Source organism: Saccharopolyspora antiqui, assembly GCF_052246905.1.
Taxonomy (GTDB): domain Bacteria; phylum Actinomycetota; class Actinomycetes; order Mycobacteriales; family Pseudonocardiaceae; genus Saccharopolyspora.
This window is the reverse complement of sequence record NZ_JBQQBO010000003.1, coordinates 371,105-389,824: the sequence shown is the minus strand read 5'-3', so window position 1 is coordinate 389,824 and position 18,720 is coordinate 371,105. Positions and strand designations below refer to the sequence as shown.

18 protein-coding genes and 1 pseudogene are annotated in these 18,720 nt (G+C 68.8%); 6 read left to right on the top strand and 13 right to left on the bottom strand.

Features of this window, described 5'->3' with window-relative positions; genetic code table 11:
- Positions 1 to 58: 58 nt before the first annotated feature.
- Both ACTWQN_RS08760 and ACTWQN_RS08755 read left to right on the top strand, forming a co-directional pair.
- Positions 59 to 934: a helix-turn-helix domain-containing protein gene (locus ACTWQN_RS08760; protein WP_443202837.1), complete on the top strand. Its 876-nt coding sequence runs from the start codon at positions 59 to 61 to the stop codon at positions 932 to 934.
- A complete protein-coding gene (locus ACTWQN_RS08755) occupies positions 924 to 1,112 on the top strand; it encodes a DUF397 domain-containing protein (RefSeq protein ID WP_443202836.1) in 189 nt (62 codons plus the stop codon). Before ACTWQN_RS08760 ends, ACTWQN_RS08755 begins: the two co-directional genes overlap by 11 nt.
- A 94-nt stretch (positions 1,113 to 1,206) precedes the next feature.
- On the opposite strand, the gene ACTWQN_RS08750 is transcribed toward ACTWQN_RS08755, so the two are convergent.
- Positions 1,207 to 2,262, bottom strand: coding sequence for a 4Fe-4S binding protein (locus tag ACTWQN_RS08750; protein WP_443202835.1), 1,056 nt, complete (start codon positions 2,260 to 2,262; stop codon positions 1,207 to 1,209).
- Between the two features lie 82 nt (positions 2,263 to 2,344).
- Between ACTWQN_RS08750 and ACTWQN_RS08745 the strand changes: the two genes are divergently transcribed.
- The 3 genes from ACTWQN_RS08745 (at position 2,345) to panB (ending at position 4,914) form a co-directional block, all read left to right on the top strand.
- Positions 2,345 to 2,782 (top strand): winged helix-turn-helix transcriptional regulator, encoded by a 438-nt coding sequence (locus ACTWQN_RS08745; protein ID WP_443202834.1) that lies wholly within the window; start codon positions 2,345 to 2,347, stop codon positions 2,780 to 2,782.
- A gap of 343 nt (positions 2,783 to 3,125) precedes the next feature.
- Positions 3,126 to 3,929, top strand: coding sequence for a transporter substrate-binding domain-containing protein (locus ACTWQN_RS08740; protein ID WP_443202833.1), 804 nt, complete (start codon positions 3,126 to 3,128; stop codon positions 3,927 to 3,929).
- A 130-nt stretch (positions 3,930 to 4,059) separates the two neighbouring features.
- Positions 4,060 to 4,914, top strand: coding sequence for a 3-methyl-2-oxobutanoate hydroxymethyltransferase (gene panB / locus ACTWQN_RS08735; protein WP_443202832.1), 855 nt, complete (start codon positions 4,060 to 4,062; stop codon positions 4,912 to 4,914).
- A 50-nt stretch (positions 4,915 to 4,964) separates the two neighbouring features.
- On the opposite strand, the gene ACTWQN_RS08730 is transcribed toward panB, so the two are convergent.
- From ACTWQN_RS08730 to ACTWQN_RS08710, 5 genes and pseudogenes are all read right to left on the bottom strand, one after another.
- Positions 4,965 to 6,236 carry an ABC transporter substrate-binding protein gene (locus ACTWQN_RS08730; RefSeq protein WP_443202831.1) on the bottom strand — a complete coding sequence of 424 codons (1,272 nt, stop codon included), beginning with the start codon at positions 6,234 to 6,236 and terminating at the stop codon, positions 4,965 to 4,967.
- Positions 6,233 to 7,354, bottom strand: coding sequence for a GlnX family signal transduction membrane protein (locus tag ACTWQN_RS08725; RefSeq protein WP_443202830.1), 1,122 nt, complete (start codon positions 7,352 to 7,354; stop codon positions 6,233 to 6,235). The genes ACTWQN_RS08730 and ACTWQN_RS08725 overlap by 4 nt, the downstream gene beginning before the upstream one ends.
- Entirely contained in the window at positions 7,351 to 8,121 is a 771-nt protein-coding gene (locus ACTWQN_RS08720; RefSeq protein ID WP_443202829.1) for a hypothetical protein, read from the bottom strand. Before ACTWQN_RS08720 ends, ACTWQN_RS08725 begins: the two co-directional genes overlap by 4 nt.
- Before the next feature lie 10 nt (positions 8,122 to 8,131).
- Entirely contained in the window at positions 8,132 to 11,224 is a 3,093-nt protein-coding gene (locus ACTWQN_RS08715; RefSeq protein ID WP_443202828.1) for a tetratricopeptide repeat protein, read from the bottom strand.
- Positions 11,225 to 11,285: 61 nt separating this feature from the next.
- A pseudogene (locus tag ACTWQN_RS08710) lies at positions 11,286 to 12,269 on the bottom strand (glutathione S-transferase family protein); the annotation flags it as partial.
- A 332-nt stretch (positions 12,270 to 12,601) separates the two neighbouring features.
- On the opposite strand from ACTWQN_RS08710, the gene ACTWQN_RS08705 reads away from it, so the two are divergent.
- Positions 12,602 to 13,348, top strand: coding sequence for an SDR family NAD(P)-dependent oxidoreductase (locus tag ACTWQN_RS08705; RefSeq protein WP_443202827.1), 747 nt, complete (start codon positions 12,602 to 12,604; stop codon positions 13,346 to 13,348).
- 76 nt (positions 13,349 to 13,424) lie between these two features.
- Here the strand turns inward: ACTWQN_RS08705 and ACTWQN_RS08700 are convergent, their stop codons facing one another.
- The 7 genes from ACTWQN_RS08700 to ACTWQN_RS08670 all read right to left on the bottom strand — a co-directional run bounded on the left by ACTWQN_RS08700 (position 13,425) and on the right by ACTWQN_RS08670 (position 18,506).
- Positions 13,425 to 13,811: a DUF4326 domain-containing protein gene (locus ACTWQN_RS08700; RefSeq protein WP_443202826.1), complete on the bottom strand. Its 387-nt coding sequence runs from the start codon at positions 13,809 to 13,811 to the stop codon at positions 13,425 to 13,427.
- Between the two features lie 126 nt (positions 13,812 to 13,937).
- Positions 13,938 to 14,603 (bottom strand): NADPH-dependent F420 reductase, encoded by a 666-nt coding sequence (gene npdG, locus ACTWQN_RS08695; RefSeq protein ID WP_443202825.1) that lies wholly within the window; start codon positions 14,601 to 14,603, stop codon positions 13,938 to 13,940.
- Positions 14,604 to 14,687: 84 nt separating this feature from the next.
- Positions 14,688 to 16,151, bottom strand: coding sequence for an RNB domain-containing ribonuclease (locus ACTWQN_RS08690; RefSeq protein WP_443202824.1), 1,464 nt, complete (start codon positions 16,149 to 16,151; stop codon positions 14,688 to 14,690).
- Positions 16,152 to 16,155: 4 nt separating this feature from the next.
- The gene (locus tag ACTWQN_RS08685) at positions 16,156 to 16,341 is read right to left on the bottom strand and encodes a hypothetical protein (RefSeq protein ID WP_443202823.1); all 186 of its coding nucleotides are present in this window, start codon (positions 16,339 to 16,341) and stop codon (positions 16,156 to 16,158) included.
- Positions 16,342 to 16,413: 72 nt separating this feature from the next.
- The gene (locus ACTWQN_RS08680; RefSeq protein WP_443202822.1) at positions 16,414 to 16,872 is read right to left on the bottom strand and encodes a hypothetical protein; all 459 of its coding nucleotides are present in this window, start codon (positions 16,870 to 16,872) and stop codon (positions 16,414 to 16,416) included.
- A 43-nt stretch (positions 16,873 to 16,915) separates the two neighbouring features.
- Positions 16,916 to 17,926, bottom strand: coding sequence for a C40 family peptidase (locus tag ACTWQN_RS08675; protein ID WP_443202821.1), 1,011 nt, complete (start codon positions 17,924 to 17,926; stop codon positions 16,916 to 16,918).
- Between the two features lies 1 nt (position 17,927).
- On the bottom strand, positions 17,928 to 18,506 hold the full coding sequence (locus ACTWQN_RS08670) for a hypothetical protein (protein WP_443202820.1): 579 nt from the start codon (positions 18,504 to 18,506) through the stop codon (positions 17,928 to 17,930).
- Positions 18,507 to 18,720 lie beyond the last annotated feature (214 nt).

The following is an 18,720-nucleotide window of genomic DNA, read 5'->3' as shown; positions in this document are numbered from 1 at the left end:
CTTCAAGGCTAACTGACATTTGACAGGGACACATGTCCACGAAAGGCTGATCTTCGACATGGGCAAACCGCGCGCCACGCTCGAACGACGCCAGCTCGGCGCAGAACTCCGCAGGCTCCGGGAAGCAGCAGGGAAACAGCAGAAGGAAGCCGCTGCGGCGATCGAGTGCGACGTCAGCCAGATCAGCAGAGTCGAGCGCGGCGAACGCGCCTTCAAAGTGCTGGAAATCGAAGCACTCCTCGATTTCTACGGCGCCCCAAGGGAAGCTCGTGCGCAGATCACGCATCTGGCGCAGGTTGCTCGCCAGCGCCAACCTCGTCGCATGTACTCCGACGCCTTCCCAGGGGCGTTTCGCAGGCTGAGCGACCACGAACAGGACGCCACGGAGATCTACTACTCGGACAGCGAGCTCATTCCCGGCCTATTGCAGACCGAGGACTACATACGCGCCATGATGAGCGTCGGACGTTCGGCCGTGCTCGGCTCAAGTCGCGAGGACATCGAGGCAAGAGTCCAATTTCGGCTCGACCGCCAAGAACTCGTCGACCGCGAGAACCCTCCGCAGATGTGGTTTGTGATCGGCGAGGCAGCCCTACGGCGCCCCATCGGACGCTGGAAGGTGCTCCACAGTCAGCTCCAGCGACTACTCGACCTAGTCGAGCAGCATCCGCACGTCGTCATCCAAGTCGCCCCACTGTCCATCGTGGACCATCCGCTGCTTGGCGGATCGATCGAAATCCTCCGATTCGGCGGCCTTGCTCCCGACCTCGTACATCAGCCAACCTTCATAGGCGGCGGTGTCTATGTCGTCGACGAAACGGACATCGGTGAGTGCATGCGCGCCTTCGACCAGCTCCGCGCGGTAGCGCTCGGGCCGGAGGAGTCACGGTCGTTCATCGCTCAACGGGCAGAGGAGCTAGAGCATGACCAATGACGCCAGGAAACACAGCTGGTTCAAGAGCAGCCACAGCGGCCCGAACAACAACAGTTGCGTCGAAGCCCGCTTATCCGGCGGTGGTATCGACATCCGGGACTCGAAGGACCCCGACGGGCCGATCCTCCGGTTCGGCAGCGCCGCCTGGCAGCGGTTCCTGCACAGCCTCGACAGGTGAACCACCCGTTCAGGGCAAGAGTGAAGGGCACCTTTGACCGAGTATGCCGGTCAAAGGTGCCCTTCACTCCGAAAACCGGCCGGGAGGGGCGTGGCTAGTCGGCCTTGCGGCGGCTGTTGGTGGTTACCTCTTTGATGGTTTTGTGGGGGAATCTTCGTTCTGCGTACGTCTTTGCTGGGGAGTTGGGGTCGACGTAGAGGGTTTCTCGTTTGTCTTGGAGGGGGCGTAGGACTTGGTTCATGAACTGCTTGCGGTCTTCCAGGTACGGTTCCAGGACGTCTTCGCCCGCTGGGCAGACCGCCATGCAGTAAGCCGCTTTGTAGTTGGCCTTGAACGACAGGCTCTGCCACATCGACGCGTTCTCCGCATCGGTCACGCGGGCGCGGAAGTCGGCTCCGTCGGCGCTGTCCGCGATCGTCTCGACCCAGTCCGTGAAGCCGCCCATGAACTCGCGGTAGTTGTGCGTGAAGCAGGCGCGGAAGTCGAACTCCCCGTCCTTCGAGATGGCACCCACCGGGCAGGCCGCGACGCACAGCTTGCACTCCAGGCACGGGTTGTAGTCCAACCGCTGGCCGTATTCGCTGATCTCGGCGTCGACCAGCAGCGTTGCCAGCAGCACGAAGTTGCCGAACTTCGGGTGGATGACATTGCGGTGGATCCCGATCGCGCCCAGGCCCGCCGCCACCGCGACCGTCTTGTGCGCCACCACCCACGAGCGGTTCGGGTACTCGTCCATCTCCATCGGGAACGTCGCCGACGGGTTCACCGCCCGATAACCGGCGTCCTGCAACGTGCGGACGACGGTGCGGGCCGCCTCGTTGATGATCTCGCCGCTGCGGTGGAACTCCTGGTTGGCGACGCTGCGCACGGCCGATCGCACGTTGTCCCGGTTCATCCGCACAACCAGGGAAACCAGGCTGCGGGTGCCGGGTAGCGCGGTGTGGACCGGCTCGCGCTCGCTGGCGAGGTCCGGATGGTCCAGGGACACCGCGGCAGCGTCGTCGGCGCCCGCGTCCAGGCACACCTGGCGCAGCCATTGCGCATCGATCACCGCGGGCTTCGCCGGGCGGTCCGCCTGACGCGACAGCACCGCGCGCACCGACGGGTGCTGGGCGAGCTTTCGCGGAACAGCGGAGTTCTCCGAGGCCATGATCTCTCCCGGACAGCGAGTTGGAAAATCAGACTCACTGTCTCATCTGTTAAGTTGGATTTCAAGACTTAGGAGGTGCGGCATGAGCGCGAAGGGGCGCGCGTGTTCCATCGCCAATGCGCTCGGTGTCGTCGGCGAACGCTGGAGCCTGCTGGTGCTGCGCGAAGTCATGCTGGGCGTGCGGCGGTTCGACCAGATCGCGCGCAACACCGGAGCCAGCCGCGACATCCTCACCGCCCGACTGCGCAAGCTCGTCGAGGCCGGTGTGCTGGAGAAGCGGCAGTACGAGCAGCGGCCGCCGCGCTGCGAGTACCTGCCCACCGAGGCCGGTCGGGCGTTGCAGCCGATCCTGCTGGGCCTCATGGCGTGGGGCGACCGCTACGTCACCACCGGCCCGCCTCCGACGATCTGGGAGCACAGCTGCGGCGCCGAACTGCACCCGGAAATCGTGTGCGCGCACTGCGGAGAACCACTCGGCCAGGGAGAGTCCCACATCATCCGACTCGGCGCCGCACCCTGACCCCACTCCCGAGAACCGGCGCAACCAGCACCGCCACACGATCAGGGCGAGGTGAAGGGCACCTTTCACCAAGTTAGTTGGTAGAAGGTGCCCTTCACCTCTCGCCCGATCGGGGCGGCTGCGCGTGTTGGGAGGGTGGAAGGGGTTGATCGACGGGAGGGAGGCACCCCCAGTTGCCTCCCTCCCGGGCTTCCCACGCTCTCCCTGCCTTAAGACGCCTGATCGGTCGTCCGGTTGCCCAGGTGTTTTTCCCAGTTTTGCCGGATGAGCGGTGGCGATCGGCACTGGCTTTCGGGGCTTCGAGCGGTTATGCATGTGCCGCGAAGATCGAAAGGCGGGCGCCATGCGGTGGAAGAAGATCGGTGTCGGGTTGGTCGCGGCCAGCGTTGTCGTGGTGGGGGCGTCGTGCTCCGCGCCGCCGCCTGCCGCGCCGCGGGAACCGGCCGCGAGTCGGTTGGACGATGTCGTGCAGCGCGGTGAGCTGCGGGTTTGCAGCACCGGCGACTACCGTCCGTTCACCTACCGGGACGCGGGCGGCGCGTGGAGCGGGATCGACATCGACCTGGCGCACGACATGGCCGCCAAGCTCGGGGTGCGGGCGACGATCGTGCCCACCACGTGGAAGACGCTGGTCGCCGACTTCAACACGAAGTGCGACATCGCCGTCGGCGGGGTGTCGATCACGTTGGACCGGGCGAAGGAGGCGTTCTTCAGCACCGCCTACGTGGTCGATGGCAAGACGCCGATCACCCGCTGCGAGAACGCTTCGCGGTTCCAGACGGTGCAGCAGATCGACCAACCTGGCGTCCGGGCGATCGTCAACCCGGGTGGCACCAACGAGCAATTCGCCAAGCAGCACCTCAAGCAGGCCACCATCGTCGAGCACCCGGACAACAACACGATCTTCCAGCAGATCCTCGACGGCGGCGCCGATCTGATGATCACCGACGCCGCCGAGACCAAGTGGCAGGCCAAGCAGCACCTCGAACTGTGCTCGGTGCACCCGGACCAGCCGTTCACCTTCAGCGAGAAGGCGTACCTGCTGCCCAAGGGCGACGTGGTGTTCCAGCAGTGGGTGAACCAGTGGCTCAACCTCGTGCTGCACGACGGCACGTACGCGCGGATCGCCCAGCCATGGATCGGCTGACCTCGCAACTGTGACGTTGCCCCGCTGCCTGTGCCGCAGCGGTGGCGTGCGTGGCACGCTTTTCGCGCAACCATCCGAAACGACCCGGGGACCCGCTTTCGCGGGCTTCGAGGAAGAAGGACGGTCCACGATGACTGCTGCCCAGAACCAGAGCGAGACGGCGGCGCCGTACGGTTCCACACCGACCAAGCGGCGGGTCCGCATCCACCACCTCCAGCAGTTGAAGGAGCACGGCGAGCCCTGGCCGATGCTCACCTCCTACGACATGTACACCGCCCGGATCTTCGACCAGGCCGGAATCCCGGTCCTGCTGGTCGGCGACTCGGCCGCCAACAACGTCTACGGCTACGAGTCCTCGCTGCCGGTGACCGTGGACGAACTGCTGCCGCTGGTCCGCGCGGTGACCCGGTCGGTCGAACGCGCGCTGGTCGTGGCCGACCTGCCGTTCGGCTCCTACCAGGCCTCGCCGGAGCAGGCGCTGGCGACCGCGACGCGGTTCATGAAGGAAGGCCGCGCGCACGCCGTCAAGCTGGAAGGCGGCCGTCGCTACGCCCCGCAGATCGAGGCGCTGGTGGCGGCGGGCATCCCGGTGATGGCGCACATCGGGTTCACCCCGCAGAGCGAGCACGGCCTCGGCGGATACCGGGTGCAGGGCCGCGGCGACCAGGCCGACGAACTGCTGGCGGACGCGCGAGCGGTGCAGGAGGCCGGTGCGTTCTCGGTGGTGCTGGAGATGGTGTCGGCGGAGGCGGCGAAGCGGGTGACCGGTGAGCTGCGCATCCCCACCGTCGGCATCGGAGCGGGACCGGACTGCGATGCCCAGGTGCTGGTGTGGACCGACATGTCGGGCATGAACACCGGGCGCACCGCGAAGTTCGTGAAGCGCTACGCCGATGTCGGCGGCATCCTCGCCGACGCGGCCACCAGCTTCGCGACCGAAGTCCGCGGCCGCGCGTTCCCAGCCGCGGAGCACTCCTTCCACTGACGGGTCTTGAGTGCGAAAACCGGTTGGAGCCGGTTTTCGCACTCACGACCTCAGCCGCAGGAGAAGCGGGCCCAGCTTTCGCCGCGATTTTTCAGCTCGCCCTGGACCTGGTCGAGCTGGGCGAGGATCTCGTCCATGCGATCCGGGTCGCGGACGAACTCCAGCACCGCGCGGTAGAAGGCGTTGCGCATCGCGGCGGGCATCAGGTCGGAGGCGTCCAGGCAGATCTGGCTCGGGTAGCTGAGCGCCTGGGTGATGCGCGCATCGCCGCTGGCCGCTTCGTCGCCCGCGGCACCCAGGTTCACCGAGTACGCCCCGCTGCCGGGCTGCGACGGCCAAATCCGCTGGCCGCGTTCCGAAGCCAGGAAGTTCATGAACGCGACGGCCTCCGGGGTCGGGGCGGCCTCCGGTGACGCCTTCACCATCACCGCCAGGTCCGCCGTCACGATCGGCTGCTGCCTGCTCGGCTGGTCCGGGAAGCGCGGGAACCAGAAGAAATCCAGGTCCGCGCTGTCGTGATAGCTCGACACGAACGAACCGGCGTGGTCGAAGGAGCACCGCGGTGGATCGGCCAGCATGCCGCTGCCCGCATCGCCGAAGTCGGTGAGCAGGGCCGATGCGGTCCCACCGATGGCCGCCGGATCGCCGACGATCTGCCGCCACGCCTGCCAGGCCCGCCGCACCGGGTCCTGCTGCCACGACAACTCGCCCTGTGCCCACAGCCGATAGGCCTCCACGCCGGACTGCTGGAGCAGGATGTCCTCGATCCAGTCGGTGCCCGGCCAACCCGACACCGGTGGCGCGCCCATCCCCATGCACCACGACCCGGGCTCCGCAGCTAGTTCGAGCATGTCCTCCCAGGTCTGCGGCGCCAGCTCCGGCCCGGAGCGGTGGTACCAGACGATGCTCTTCAGATCGGCCTTCACCGGCACCGCGTACCGCAGGTCAGTGCCCAGCCGCAGCACGCTCCACCAGCGGGACGAGTAGTCCTCGTCGGGTCGCTGATCCCCCATCGGATGCAGCAGGCCCGCGTCGAGGAAGCGCTGCAACTCCCCCGGGCTGGGCACGATCGCCACATCCGGCGGCGTGCCCTTCTGCACATCGGCCAGCAGCACCTGCTCCAGCGCACGGGTTCCCTGGTAGTTGACCGTGATGTCGGTCTCCCGCTCGAACGCGTCGATCACCTGCCGGAAGCGCTGCTCCTCGACCCCGGTCCACGAGGCGAGCACCGTGACGCTCGGCTGCCCGGCCTCCGGAGCCGTGCAGGCCGCGAGCAGCAGCGGGACGACCATCGCCAACCAGCGCAGCTTGCCGTGGGTCATAGCTTCCTGAACCAATACTCGTTGAGGCGCGGGCGGAATCCGAGGAACACGAACAGCAGCCCGAGGCCGCCGGCCAGCGGGAAGATCGGCCACCAATCCGACCGCTGCGCCGCGCCTCGAATCGCCTGCTGAGCGTTTCGCTCGTCCTTGTCGACGGCCGCGAGACCATGATCATCACTGGTCAGCTCCGGCTGCGGAACGCGCGGCAGGTACTGCGGCTTGCCCACCGTTTCGCCGCAACTGCCGTCCTGGATGCCGCAATGCGCGTTCACCATCGCCGCCAAGGCGTTCCTGCTGTACTCGCGCAGGTCGTACGGGGCCTCGGCGAAGCTCGGCCGCAGCACCAGATCGAGACTCCCGGCCGTGCGCACGACATCCTCGCTCGCCTTGGCCACCGCATAGCCCGTCGTCGCGCACAGGGCCACCAGCACAGCGCTGGCAATCAGCAAGTGCGCGTTGAACACCCGTCGGAACCTCCGGCGGAAGTAGACCTGGACGACGATCAGCCCGAACAGCGCCACCCCGTTCACCGCCAACCACAGGCTGGTTTTCCAGGTGGTGCCCAGGCCGTCGCGGACCTGGGCGCCGAGCAGGGCGTGCTGCTCGTCGCGCAGTTCCTGGAGCTTGCCCAGGATCGCGCCGTCGTCATGCAGGGTTCGCCAGGCGTTCCACAGCGCGACCGTGGCCAGCAGATCGTCGTTGGCCCGGAAGTACGCGCCCGCCTGGTTGATCGAGTCCGAATAGGACGCCAGCAGGCTTTCAACGGTCTGCAGCGCATCGCTACCGCGCCGGTCAAGCGAGTTGAACTCCGCCGCCTGGGTGAGGCTCTGGCTGACGATGGACATCTGGCTGTAGTAGTCCTGGCCGGGGCCTGCCAACCTGGCCTGCCCGGAGTAGAAGCTGCCGATCGCCGCCCCGTTCGCCATGACCAGGGCGTTGCGCGCCACCGAGACGTCGACGATCATCACCCCGTCGCGGTCCCGGATGGATTCCGCGGTGCCGTGCACCTCGCGGAAGTACCAGAACGACGAGAGCACTGCCAGCAACACCAACACCAGCAGGATGGCGCACCAGATCGTCAGGGATCTCCAAGTCCGGCTGACCGGCGCGTTGCTCATGTCGCGCCAACCGCGCGCAACGGCCGCCCGCACTGCTCGCAGAACTCGTCGGACTCCGCCGCCGGACGGCCGCAATCCGGGCCAGGGCAGGTCAGCACCTGCGCCGCAGCGGACAGTTCGGCCGATGCCTGCACCCGGCCCGCCTCGATGAGGTCATCCGGCCGCAGCCAATCCGGCTCGACCAACCGGTTCAGCCGCCGGAGGCTGTCTTCGTCGCCGGAACGCCGCGCCAGGTTCTGCGCCAGCTGCCAATGCCGCCGCGCCCGCTCCAGATCACCGGCCTCGTACGCCTCGCAACCCGCCCAGATCGCGTTGCCGAGCTCACCCCCGTCCCGGGTCGACGTGGCGGGATGGGGGCCGGGTGGATCCGACCAGTGCGCCCGAACCGCCTTGCCCCGCCCCATTCGCCGGAACCCGGTGTCGGTCACCTCGCCGAGTTCGATCACGGCGGCCTGCAGGTCTTCACCATGCGGACCGGCGGACGGATCGATGTCGAAGCCGATCTCGTACTCGCGGTCACCCGACCAGCCCGCACCCAGCGGGAGTTCGACGCTGCCCATCGCACCGACCAGGCGCGCAGTCAGGTCCGCCGTCGGTTCGACCTGCCGCACCGACCGCACCCGCCTGGCCAGCCGCAGGCGGATCCGCAGCCGCAGCGGCGGGCCCGGCTCCGCGACGGTGACGGCCACCCGCACCCGGACGACCCGCTCCTGCGCGGTCAGATAAGGGTCCTGCCACAGTCGCATCCAGACCGGTTCTTGGTCCATCTCGCCCTCCTCACCACCAGGTCACGCGACGAATCGTGTTCTTGCCGTCCATCAGCGCATCGTGCTCGTCAGCGTCGCGGGCCTGTTCAGCGAGCGCGCTGAATGATTCGGCGAGCAGGTCCCGAAGCGTCGGCTCGTCCGGCGGGTCACCCAGGATCTCGCCGCCGCGATGCAGGACTTCGCCCGATTCCGCGGTTTTCAGCCAGTCGAACGCGGCCTGCTGCACCGACGTCGTCAACCGGCGGTGGGCGGCCGCGTCGTCCAGTTCGAGATCCCGCAGGCGACGAGCGGCTTGCCGGAAGTCCTCGGCCGTCGGGCGCGCCGCATCGCCCAAGGAGGTGGTGAGCGCGCGCACCGCGGCGATCCGGGCGGCGTCGTAGTGGCGCGAGACTTCGGGAACCTCGTCGAGCACCCGCACCGCTTCCGCGCGCTGCCCTTCGGCCAGCCACATGCGGGCCAGTCCGAACGCGGCGTAGGCGGGTGCGGCATCCCGCCACCAGGCCGCCTCGAAGCAGCGTCGCGCGTCGGACACCCGGTCCTGCTGCTCCCAGCAGAAGCCCATCGCGACCTTCGGCAGCATCTCGCCCGGCAGCACGGCGTGCACCCGCTCGAAATGCCTTCGCGCGACCGCGATCTGGTCCCGGACCAGCGCGATCAGCCCGGCATGCCAGTCCAGCCGCCACTGCGTCACGGTCGGGAACTCCCGGGCCTGCTCCAGACACCGCTGCGCACCGTCCACATCGGAGGCGAGCCGGATCCGACATTCGAGCAGCCGACTTTCCGGCGACTCGGGCAATCGGCCGGTGATGCGACCCGGGTCGCTACCGCTGACCCGGGCGAGATAACCCGCATACGGGTCGGCCGGATCGATGTTCGGCCTGGGCAGGTCGAGGGCGACCTGTTCGGGGCTCGGCCTGCCGAAGTCACGCAGCGCACCACCTTGCCGGGTCCAGGTTTCCAGCGGAGGTACCACACCGAGCCCGGCGTCGAACAGGCTCGCGATCGGCTGGAAGTACCGGGACGCCTCGTGGCGCGCCCGGTGATCGCGCAACGACAAGATCTCCCGCAGCACGGCTTTCAGCTGGTCGGCCATCTCCTCAGCCGAGGCGAACCGGCGCTGACGATCTGGTTGCAGCGCGCGGTCCAAGACGCAGTGGAACGACTCGATGCCGGAATCCAGCTCCGCCCCGCCGTCGGTGCCCCACCTGGCCATTTCCTTCAACGTCTTGGCCACCGAGTACAGATCCGAGCCCACCGACAAGCCGTACTGCTCGATCTCCGACCACGGCACGTGGAATCCCGACGTCAGCACCGCCGAAACCTGGTCGTTGACGGGTCGGATCCCGCCGAGGTCGATGATCTTGATGCGGTCCCTGCTGCGGATCACGTTCTCCGGCTTCATGTCGGTGTAGAGCAGGTCCCGCTGGTGCAGGTATTCGCACACGGCCAGGATTTCGCAGCCGTACGCGGCGATTTCGGCGATCCGGGGCAGAGCGGCCCCGGTATCGACCCGCTGCTGGAACTCCGGCAGCTCGGCCAGCTGCACGCCCTCCACGTACTCCATCACGATGTAGTCCGTGGGCTCCTCCCCCGCGGCCTGGTGCCGGAACGAATCCAGCGCGCGAACCAGGTTCGGGTGATCCAACTTCGTCAGGTACTGCAGCTCGCGCAGCAACTCGGCCGCCGCGTGCTCGCCCTGCTGGTCGATCAGCGCTTTCAGCGCGACGTAACGGCCATGCAGGTTCGTGTCCTCGGCCAGGTAGATCCAGCCGTACCCGCCGTGCGCCAGGTAACCCAGCACGCGGTAGCGGTTGTTGCCGACCCATTCGCCGTTGCGCAGGCTCGGCACGAAGGAGAACGGGGTTCGGCAATGCGGGCAGAATCCCTTGTCCAGTCCCGGTTTCTCCGGTGTGGCACGCCCGACCGCCCACCCGCACTTGCCGCAGAACCGCTCGTGCTCGGGCACCCGGGGATCGCGGATGATCCGGTCGCCGGGGTCGGGGAAGTCCAGCACCGGCAACTCGATCAGGTTCGCGCAGGTCCAGTGGTCCGACGGGTTCGGGATCGCGGATTGGGGCACTCGGCGGCTCTCCGGCCGACGGCCGCAGGTGTCGCAGAACCCGGTTTCCTCGACCTCACCCGAACATCCCGGGCGACGGCACGTGGTGACACCCGACTCCGGCTGATCGATCAGCTCGTCCCAGCGCCTGCGCCGCAGCGCCAACACGTCCAGCGCCTGCTCCACGGTCCGTTCCAGGGCTTCGAGTTCGTGCAGCGGGACCGAACCCGGCGCTTCGTGCTCCTGCCTGCGCAGCCCGGTCAGCTGCATCCGCAGTGCGTACGCCTTCTTCGCCAACGGCCGCACCGGGGACACCCGGCGGCTGGCGTACTGCTGCCGCTCAGCTTCGATCTCGGCGTCCCGCAGGTCCTCGACCCGCGTCTCCAGCTGGCCGAACCGACGCCGCCGACTCACCCGGGGCGGTTCGGCCACCAGGAACTCCTGCACCGGCAGGTGTTCGCGGATCGTCTCGATCGGGATCATCCAGGCCAGGCCCTGCGAATGGTTCGGGTCGGTCATCGCCACGATCCCGAGCACCGCGTTGTTGTCGTTGGCGCACACCGCGGCCCCGCTGAAGCCCGGCACCACCACGCGCGCGTGCGGGTCCGCGTCCAACTGCACCCGGCCCTGCGCGGTCGGACCCGCGACCTGCAACCGCACCCAGCGGCTGTCCGTGCCGTCCTTGGGATGGCCGTAGACCCACACCACCGAATCCCGCGGTACCCCGGGGGTGGCCGCCAACGGGGCCGACCACGATTCCGGTTGCGACTCGGCCAGATCCAGCAGGCTCAGGTCGACATCGGCGGAACTCCCGTCCGAACCGCGCACGGTCTGCACGCCGCACGGGTCGCGCTCGGCGTTGAACGGGAAGTCGACCCGCAGCCGGTCGGGTTCGCAGGCGTTGGCGACGTGCGCGCAGGTCAGCACCTGCCGCCCACCGAGCAGCACACCGGATCCGAGGACCACGTTCGCGGTGACGTCGAAGATCCGGACGTGCCACGGCTCGGGTTCGGCGGGTGTCGAACTGCCCTGGCCGACCACCATGAAGATCGAAGATACGGCGCTCGGCGGCGTCAGTTGGCGGGTTGCGGAATCTGCACCCGAACGGCGGCCAGCTGGGCGGCGTTCCGGTGCCGAACGGCGTACCGCCGAGGGCTTCTCGGCCGTGCGGGGTTCGCCAACCCGAGGAGTCCGGGCCCGCCGGGATGATGCCCGTCGGGTTGATCTGGTGGTGGGTGGCGTAGTAGTGGCGTTTGATCTGGTCGAAGTCGACCGTGTCGCCGAAACCCGGCGTCTGGAACAGATCCCTGGCATACGCCCACAGGACCGGCAGCTCCGCCAACTTCTGGCGGTTGCACTTGAAGTGGCCGTGGTAAACGGCGTCGAAGCGGACCAGCGTGGTGAACAGCCGGACGTCGGCCTCGGTGATCGCGTCGCCGACCAGGTAGCGGCGATCGGCCAAGCGCTCGGAAAGCCAGTCCAGGCGGGCGAAAAGCCGCTCGAAGGCCTCCTCGTAGGCCTGCTGCGAGGTGGCGAAACCGCAGCGGTAGACGCCGTTGTTGACATCCGCGTACACCACCGCGTTGACCTCGTCGATCGCCGCGCGCAGGTGTTCGGGGTACAGCTGCGGGGCGCCGTTTCGGTGGTACTGCGCCCATTCCGTGGACAGGTCGAGGGTCAGCTGCGGGTAGTCGTTGGTGACCACCTTGCGCTCGGCGACGTCGAGCACCGCGGGAACCGTGTAGCGGCCGTCGAATTCGGGGTCGGCGGCCAGATATGCCTCGGACAGGAACGAGATCCCGGTCACCGGGTCCTTCCCCTGCGGGTCGAGGGTGAAGCGCCAGCCGCGTTCGTCGCGGACCGGATCGACGATTCCCAGCGACAGCACGTCTTCCAGCCCGAGCAGGCGGCGCACGATCACCGACCGGTGCGCCCACGGGCAGGCCAGGCTGACCACCAGCCGGTACCGGTCCGGTTGCACCGGCCACCCGGACGAACCGTCCGCGGTGATCCGCTCGGTGAACCGGTTCGCCTGCCGCACCCACTCGCCCCGCTTCGAGGTCTCCGTCCCGAACTGCGCCTTGACCATGACCCCACCCTAGGCTCGCCCGCCGCCGGATGCGAAGTCCCGACACAGGGCCCGGTGGCGGTTTCGACCAGGATCTCCACCACCGAACCGGACGGAACACCTTGTCAGTTCCAGTGCCTGCCTTGTCTCGCGCACCGGTGCGGGTGGCGGTGTTGGCGATTTCGCGCGAAATCGGCGCTTTGCCGTGGGGTGGGCGGCGATTTCGCGCGAAATCGCCCGTCCTGCCCGCAGCGGTCGAGGCCCGGCCGGACGCTTCGATAGAACTGCCCGACAGCGGGTTCCGCATGGTGGAAGGTTTCGGGTGTGGGCTGGCGCGGATTAGGGTTCTGGGCATGGATCTGGATCTGTCTGGTCGCTGCTTTCTCGTCACCGGTGCCAGCAAGGGGCTCGGTTTCGCCACCGCCCGCGCGCTGGTCGACGAGGGCGCCAACGTCGTCGTGTCCTCCTCGTCCGAGGACAACACCGCTGCTGCCGTCGCCGCGTTGGGCGATGGTGCTCGCGGACTCGCCGCCGATATCACCGACTCCGCAACGCCGCGCCGCCTGATCGACTACGCGCGCGAGCAGTTCGGGCGGCTGGACGGGCTGTTCGTCAGCCACGGCGGTCCGCCTGCCGGGCTGCCCAGCAAGCTCGACGACGACACGCTGCGCCGCGGCCTGGAGATCGCCGCGATCGCCCCCATCCGGATCGCCCGCGAGGTCGCCGCCGAACTCGGCGAGGGCGGCTCGATCGTGGTGCTGACCTCCACTTCCGGCGCGGAGCCGCTGACCGGGCTGGCCAGCTCGAACGTCGCCCGACCCGCGACGCAGGGCTTCATCAAGGACCTGGCCAACGAGGTCGGGTCGCGCGGCATCCGGGTCAACGTGCTGCTGCCGGGCCGCTTCGAAACCGAACGCGCCCGCGAACTCGCCGCCAAGAACCCGAAGGCCCAGGAAGAAGCCATCAACAAAGCTGCGCTGCGCCGCTCCGGCGACCCGGCGGAGCTGGCCGCGGTCGCCGCATTCCTGTTGTCCCCCAAGGCTTCCTACGTCACCGGGGCCGCCTGGACAGTGGACGGCGGCCGCCGCGCCGAGATGTGACCGGGCCATTCAGGTGAAGAGTGAGGGGCACCCGTGACCAAGTAACTGGGTCACGGGTGCCCCTCACCTCGTCGCATCACCCGGCTCGTTTGGCGAGGACGTCGGCGTGGCAGGGTTTGGGGGCGCACCAGCAGCCGAGCGCGCGCCCGGCCAGCTCGCCCTCGCGCAGCTTGGCCAGCAGGTTGGGCTGCTCGTCCAACCACAGCTCGTAGTGCCGGACCATCGCCTCCCGATCGGTCTTGGCTTCCGTCAGGAACGGGTTCGCGAACTCCGACTCCGGCCAGGAATGCCGCGAGCCCGCGTGCCCGACGTAGGTCAGCAGGCCCGCATCCACCAGCCACGGCACCAGGTGCTTGTGCGGCCCGCCCTTGCGGACGTTGACCACGATGGTGTGGCCGTCGAACAGGGCGTCGGCCCGCTCCCGCTCGTCATCGCTCCAGCAGCTCGCTTCCTCCGGCAGCACCGCGACCACCTCCGCCGATCAGGGTCCCGCCACCCGAGCAAGCTGACAATTTCGCGAGAAATGTCCGTTCATCCAGCCGTGAAGTCGATCTCTCGCGAAATCGCCGCCCACCCTCGCCGCGGGTTCTCAGACGTCGGTGATGCGTAGTCCCGCGTGGGCCTTGTAGCGGCGGTTGATCGCGATCAGGTTCGCGGTGAGCGCCTCCACCTGGTGGGCGTTGCGCAGCCGACCGCCGTAGATGCCGCGCACCCCGGGGATCACGTTGGCCAGCTCGCGGACCACGTCGGTGGCCTCGCGGTCGTCGCCGAGCACCAGGACGTCCAGGTCGACGTGGCTGACCCCGAGGTCGGCGAGGGTCACCGCCGAGACGTGGTGGAACGCCGCCGTCACGCGCGAGTCCGGAAGCAGCTGCTCGGCCTGCTGCGCCGCACTGCCCTCCGGCACCGGCAACGCGTACGGGCCCGACTTGTCGAAGCCCAGCGGATTGACGCAGTCGATCACGATCTTGCCCGCGAGCTCCGCCGCCAGGGACTTCAGCGTCTCGGCATGTCCTTCCCAGGGCAGCGCGGCCAGCACGATGTCCGAGGCCGCGGCGCACCCGGCGTTGTCCTGGCCGGTCACGTCACCGCCGGCGATCTCGTTGATCTCCTTCGCCGCCTGCTGGGCACGTTCGGCGTTGCGCGAGCCGATCACGACCTTCAAACCAGCCTTCGCCCACCGGATCGCCAGTCCGCGGCCCTGCGCCCCGGTGCCACCCAGCACTCCGACGGTCATCTCACGCACGTCAGCCACCCCGGCCCCTTTCGCCACAATCCGAGCATAGGAACACCACGATCGACCTGAGACAGCGAAACCGCCACCATCGCGAGGTGTGCTTCAGGCCACTTCGAACGCGACGTCGCGGCGCGCCGGGTCGGCCTCGACGAGCCGCACCCGGACCCGCTGGCCTTCGCTGAGCCCGGTGCCCGTGCAGCGGGCGATGATCGGCGGATCCGCCACGAACACCTCGCCAGCCGAACCGTTGGGCACGCGCAGCACGGTCGCGGCGAACTCCTCACCTACCCGCGAAGCCAGCGACCAGGCCTGCGCCTGCGCGATGCAGGCCCGCTCCACCTGCCCGGCCACCCGGTCGGAACTGCCCATCGCCGAAGGCAGCGCGGCCAGCGCCGCGTGCACCCACTCGGGTACTTCCCGGTCCGACGCCACCGACAGGCACACCTCGGCGCTGTACCGGTCGACCAGCCGCCGCAGCGGCGCCGTCACGTGCGCGTACGAGGCGCCGATGCCCGCGTGGTTGGCCTTCGCGGGTGCGCCGTCACCGAAGGCGGTGTACCCGGCACCGCGCAGCAAACGGGTGGCCGCCACGTGCACCGCCAGCGCTTCCGGCTGGATCGGGTCGAGCCCCGCGAGCGCGGCGGCAGGCGGGGTGTCCACCGGCCAGTGCACGCCGAGCCGGGCCGCTGAGCGGCGCAACCCGGCCACCGTCTCCGGCTCCGGATCAGGCACCGTGCGCAACACGCCGATCCCGGCGGACAGCATCATCTCGGCCGCGCACATCCCGGTGAGCAGCGAGATCTCCGCGTTCCACGCCTCGACCACCAACCGGGGCCGCAGCGCCAACCGCCACCCACCAACACCGTCGGACTCGACCTGCTGTTCGGGCAGCACGAGTTCGATAGCGCCGCGCAGCACCGCCTGCTCCCGGCGCAGCCGCCCCACCACCGGCAACAGCTCGATCGACGGGTGCGCGACACCGAGCCGCAGCGAACGCTGCACGCAGTCGTAGTCCAACTGCGCCACCGACCGCACCAGCGCCCGGCGGACGTCGACGCCCACCGGCAGCCCATCGGAATCCAGGTCGATGGTCCACAGCACGGCCGCGCGCACCTGGTCGGGCAGCAGGCTCGCGGCGTCTTCGGACAGCCGAGTCGGGTGCAGCGGAACGTTGCCGTCCGGCAGGTACAGGGTCTGCCCGCGCCGCCGCGCCTCGACGTCCAGCGCACCGCCGGGCACTACGAACGCGGCGACGTCGGCGATCGCGTAGTGGATCCGGAACCCGTGGCGCCGACGCCGCACCAGCACCGCCTGGTCGAGATCCTTGGCCCCCGGTGGATCCACTGTGACCAGCGGCAAGTCGGTGGCGTCGACCCGTGCCCCGTTGAGCACCGGCTGCGCGACGGTTTGCTCCACTTCGACCAGCGCAGCGGTCGGGTAGTCGACGGGCAACCCAAGCTCGGTGCGGATCGCCGAGAAATCCATCCCCAGTTCCGGCCGGGCTCGGCCGGGAGGTAAAGCGGCGGCAGCTCCAGTGCCACCCGGTGGAGTTCCCGCCGCCGCCACGAGCTCAGTCCTCGCTGTTCCAGCGTCGGTCCGCCTCGTCGGCCTCCTTGGTGCGCTCCTCGGCTATCTCCAGGGCGCGGGCCGCGGTCTCCCGGTCCGGGTAGGGCCCCAGGCGCTCAGCCGCGCGACAACCCGCCTTCGACTCGACCTGCCGATGCTTCAAACAGAAGTACCAACCTCCGCCGCCCATGCTTCGAGCCTCGCACGAGTCCGCGCACCTGTCACGCACCGAGCGGTGAGACGACCGGGATGTCCGAACCACTCACCAGGCCGGGGGTGGCGGCGCGGCCGGGGTCGGCTGCGGGCCGCCCGGACCCTGCCGCGGAATCGGGTCCAGACAGGACACCAGCACCTTTTGTGTCTCCGGTTTGTCGATCCGGCGCCCGTCCCGCATCCGGTATTCCAGGTCGCCGTTGTCGCCCACCTCGACGGTGCAGCCGACCTCGGCCAGCTGGTCGTCGTCGAGGTCCACCAGCCGCTCGTAGCGGGACGGGACCACCCGGTAAACCGGCCACTGCAGATGTCCGAAGGCCTGGTGGAACTCGGCGAGCAGATTGCTCATCTGCTGCTGCCACGGCAGCGGCATGGCCTCGGCCAACGACCGCGGCAGCACCGCGTAACCGGCGTCCACACCGAGTCTGGCGCGGGTCAGGTAGTCCCCGAGCGGAGTGCTCGACGCGGGCGGACCGGATGGCCGCGGAATCGGGTCTGGCGTGAACATGATCAACCCTTTCCGAAGGTCAGCAGGCCGCCGCCATTCTTACCTACCGCTGGCCCCCGGCGGCTGGAGCCGGAGCGGCCGGCGGCGGCGTGTCGGCGGCCGGGCGCACCACCGTGGGCAGCAGTTGGCCGCCGTCCCACAGCTTCTCCACCTCGACGGACTCGCCTGGTTGCGGAGCGTGCAGGACCTCGTTGTCGCCCAGGTAGAGCGCCACGTGGTGGATTCCGTTCGGATCCCGGCCGTAGCCCCAGAAGACCAGGTCGCCCGGCTGGGCCTGGGACAGCGGAACGTGCACGCCGCCCTGGAAGTACTGCGTCTGGGAATACTTCGGGATCTCCACTCCGGCGGCCTTCCAGGCCTGCTGCGTCAGCCCGGAGCAGTCGAACGAGTCCGGCCCGGCCGCGCCCCACACGTAGGGCTTGCCGAGCTGGGCTTGGGCGTAGCTGATCGCCTGTTGGGCCAGCACACTGGCACCGGGCAGGTTCCCGCAAGCGCTGACACCCTCGACGTTGCCTTCCACGCTCACCAGGTGCGCGGCCATCGGCTCCCACTTGTGGTAGCGCAGCGGGAACGCCGACCGCTCCACCCGCTGGGCGGCGTCGCCGGGTCGCATCTCCTGCCAGCCGGGCACCGCCAGCAGCACGTCGTAGAACTTGTTGATCTGGTAGTCCACGTCGGTGACCTGCTGGACGGTGCCCCAACCCATGGACGGCCGCATCTGGAAGATCCCCAACGAATCCCGGTCGCCGTGGAACACGTTGGCCAGGTTCGATTCGGTCTTGCCCGCCTGGATCGCGATCTGCCAGGCGCGTGGCGGCAGGCCGCGCTGCTCGCCGATCTCGATGATGCGCTTGGCGATGCCGACCGACTCGTCGGTGAGCGTCGCCGCATCCTGCTCACCGCGGCCCGCGCCGTCACCCCACGGGCCGAGCCCGGCGCTGCAGTCCGACCAGCCCGTCCGACCGCCGCTGCCCAGCAGCGCGGTCACCGCGCCAATACCGATCAGACCTGCGAAACCCGCGAACACGACGATCGCAACCACGAGTTTTCGCATGTCAACCCTCCTTGTCGTACTGGGCCACGCGCCAACCGGATGGGGTCTTGTTCACGGTGATCACCAGCACGCCGATGTCGGTCGGTAAACGCACCTCCATCGAGCCCGCGGTGGAGTTGATCGCGGTGGCCGCGCCGGTGATCACGTTGCCCGCGTTGCTCGGGTCCACCGACGCCATCTCGGTGATGAACTCGTCGGTGGTGTACGGCCGGAGCTTGGCCAGCCACTGCTGCCGGTCGGCGCCGACCGGATGATCCACCCACGCCTTGCCCCACTCCTCGACCGCGGCCAGCCCGGCCGGATCCGGGGCGACCGGCGGCGGCGCGACCGGCGGCACCGAGATCGTCGGCGGCGACTTGGTCCGACTCGGTGGTACTACGGCGGAATGCTGGGTGGCCGTGCTGCTGCGCGGGGCGGCCATGTTGGTGTTCGCGGGCGGTTCGGGCAGCAGGAAGCCGATTACCGTCGCCACCGCGGCGAGCGCGATCACCGCGGCGACCAGGTGCTTCGGCGACCGCAACGGCCAGCCCCACAACCTGCGGTACACCGCCGCTCGGCCGCGGTGCGTCCGGATCGGCATCAGCAGCAACCCCTCTTCCGCTCAGAGGGGTTTTCGAAGCGGCGTAGCCGCTTAGCCCACCCTCGCAACTCGCACCGCCGCGGGTTCTCAGACGTCGTCTCGGGAGGACAGCCACGACGTGGTGTATCGGACATACATGAGTCGGGGATCCCGGAGCGAGACGGCGCCTGAGGTTCCGCCACTCGCACCGCCACGCAAAACGAGTTCATCGTCA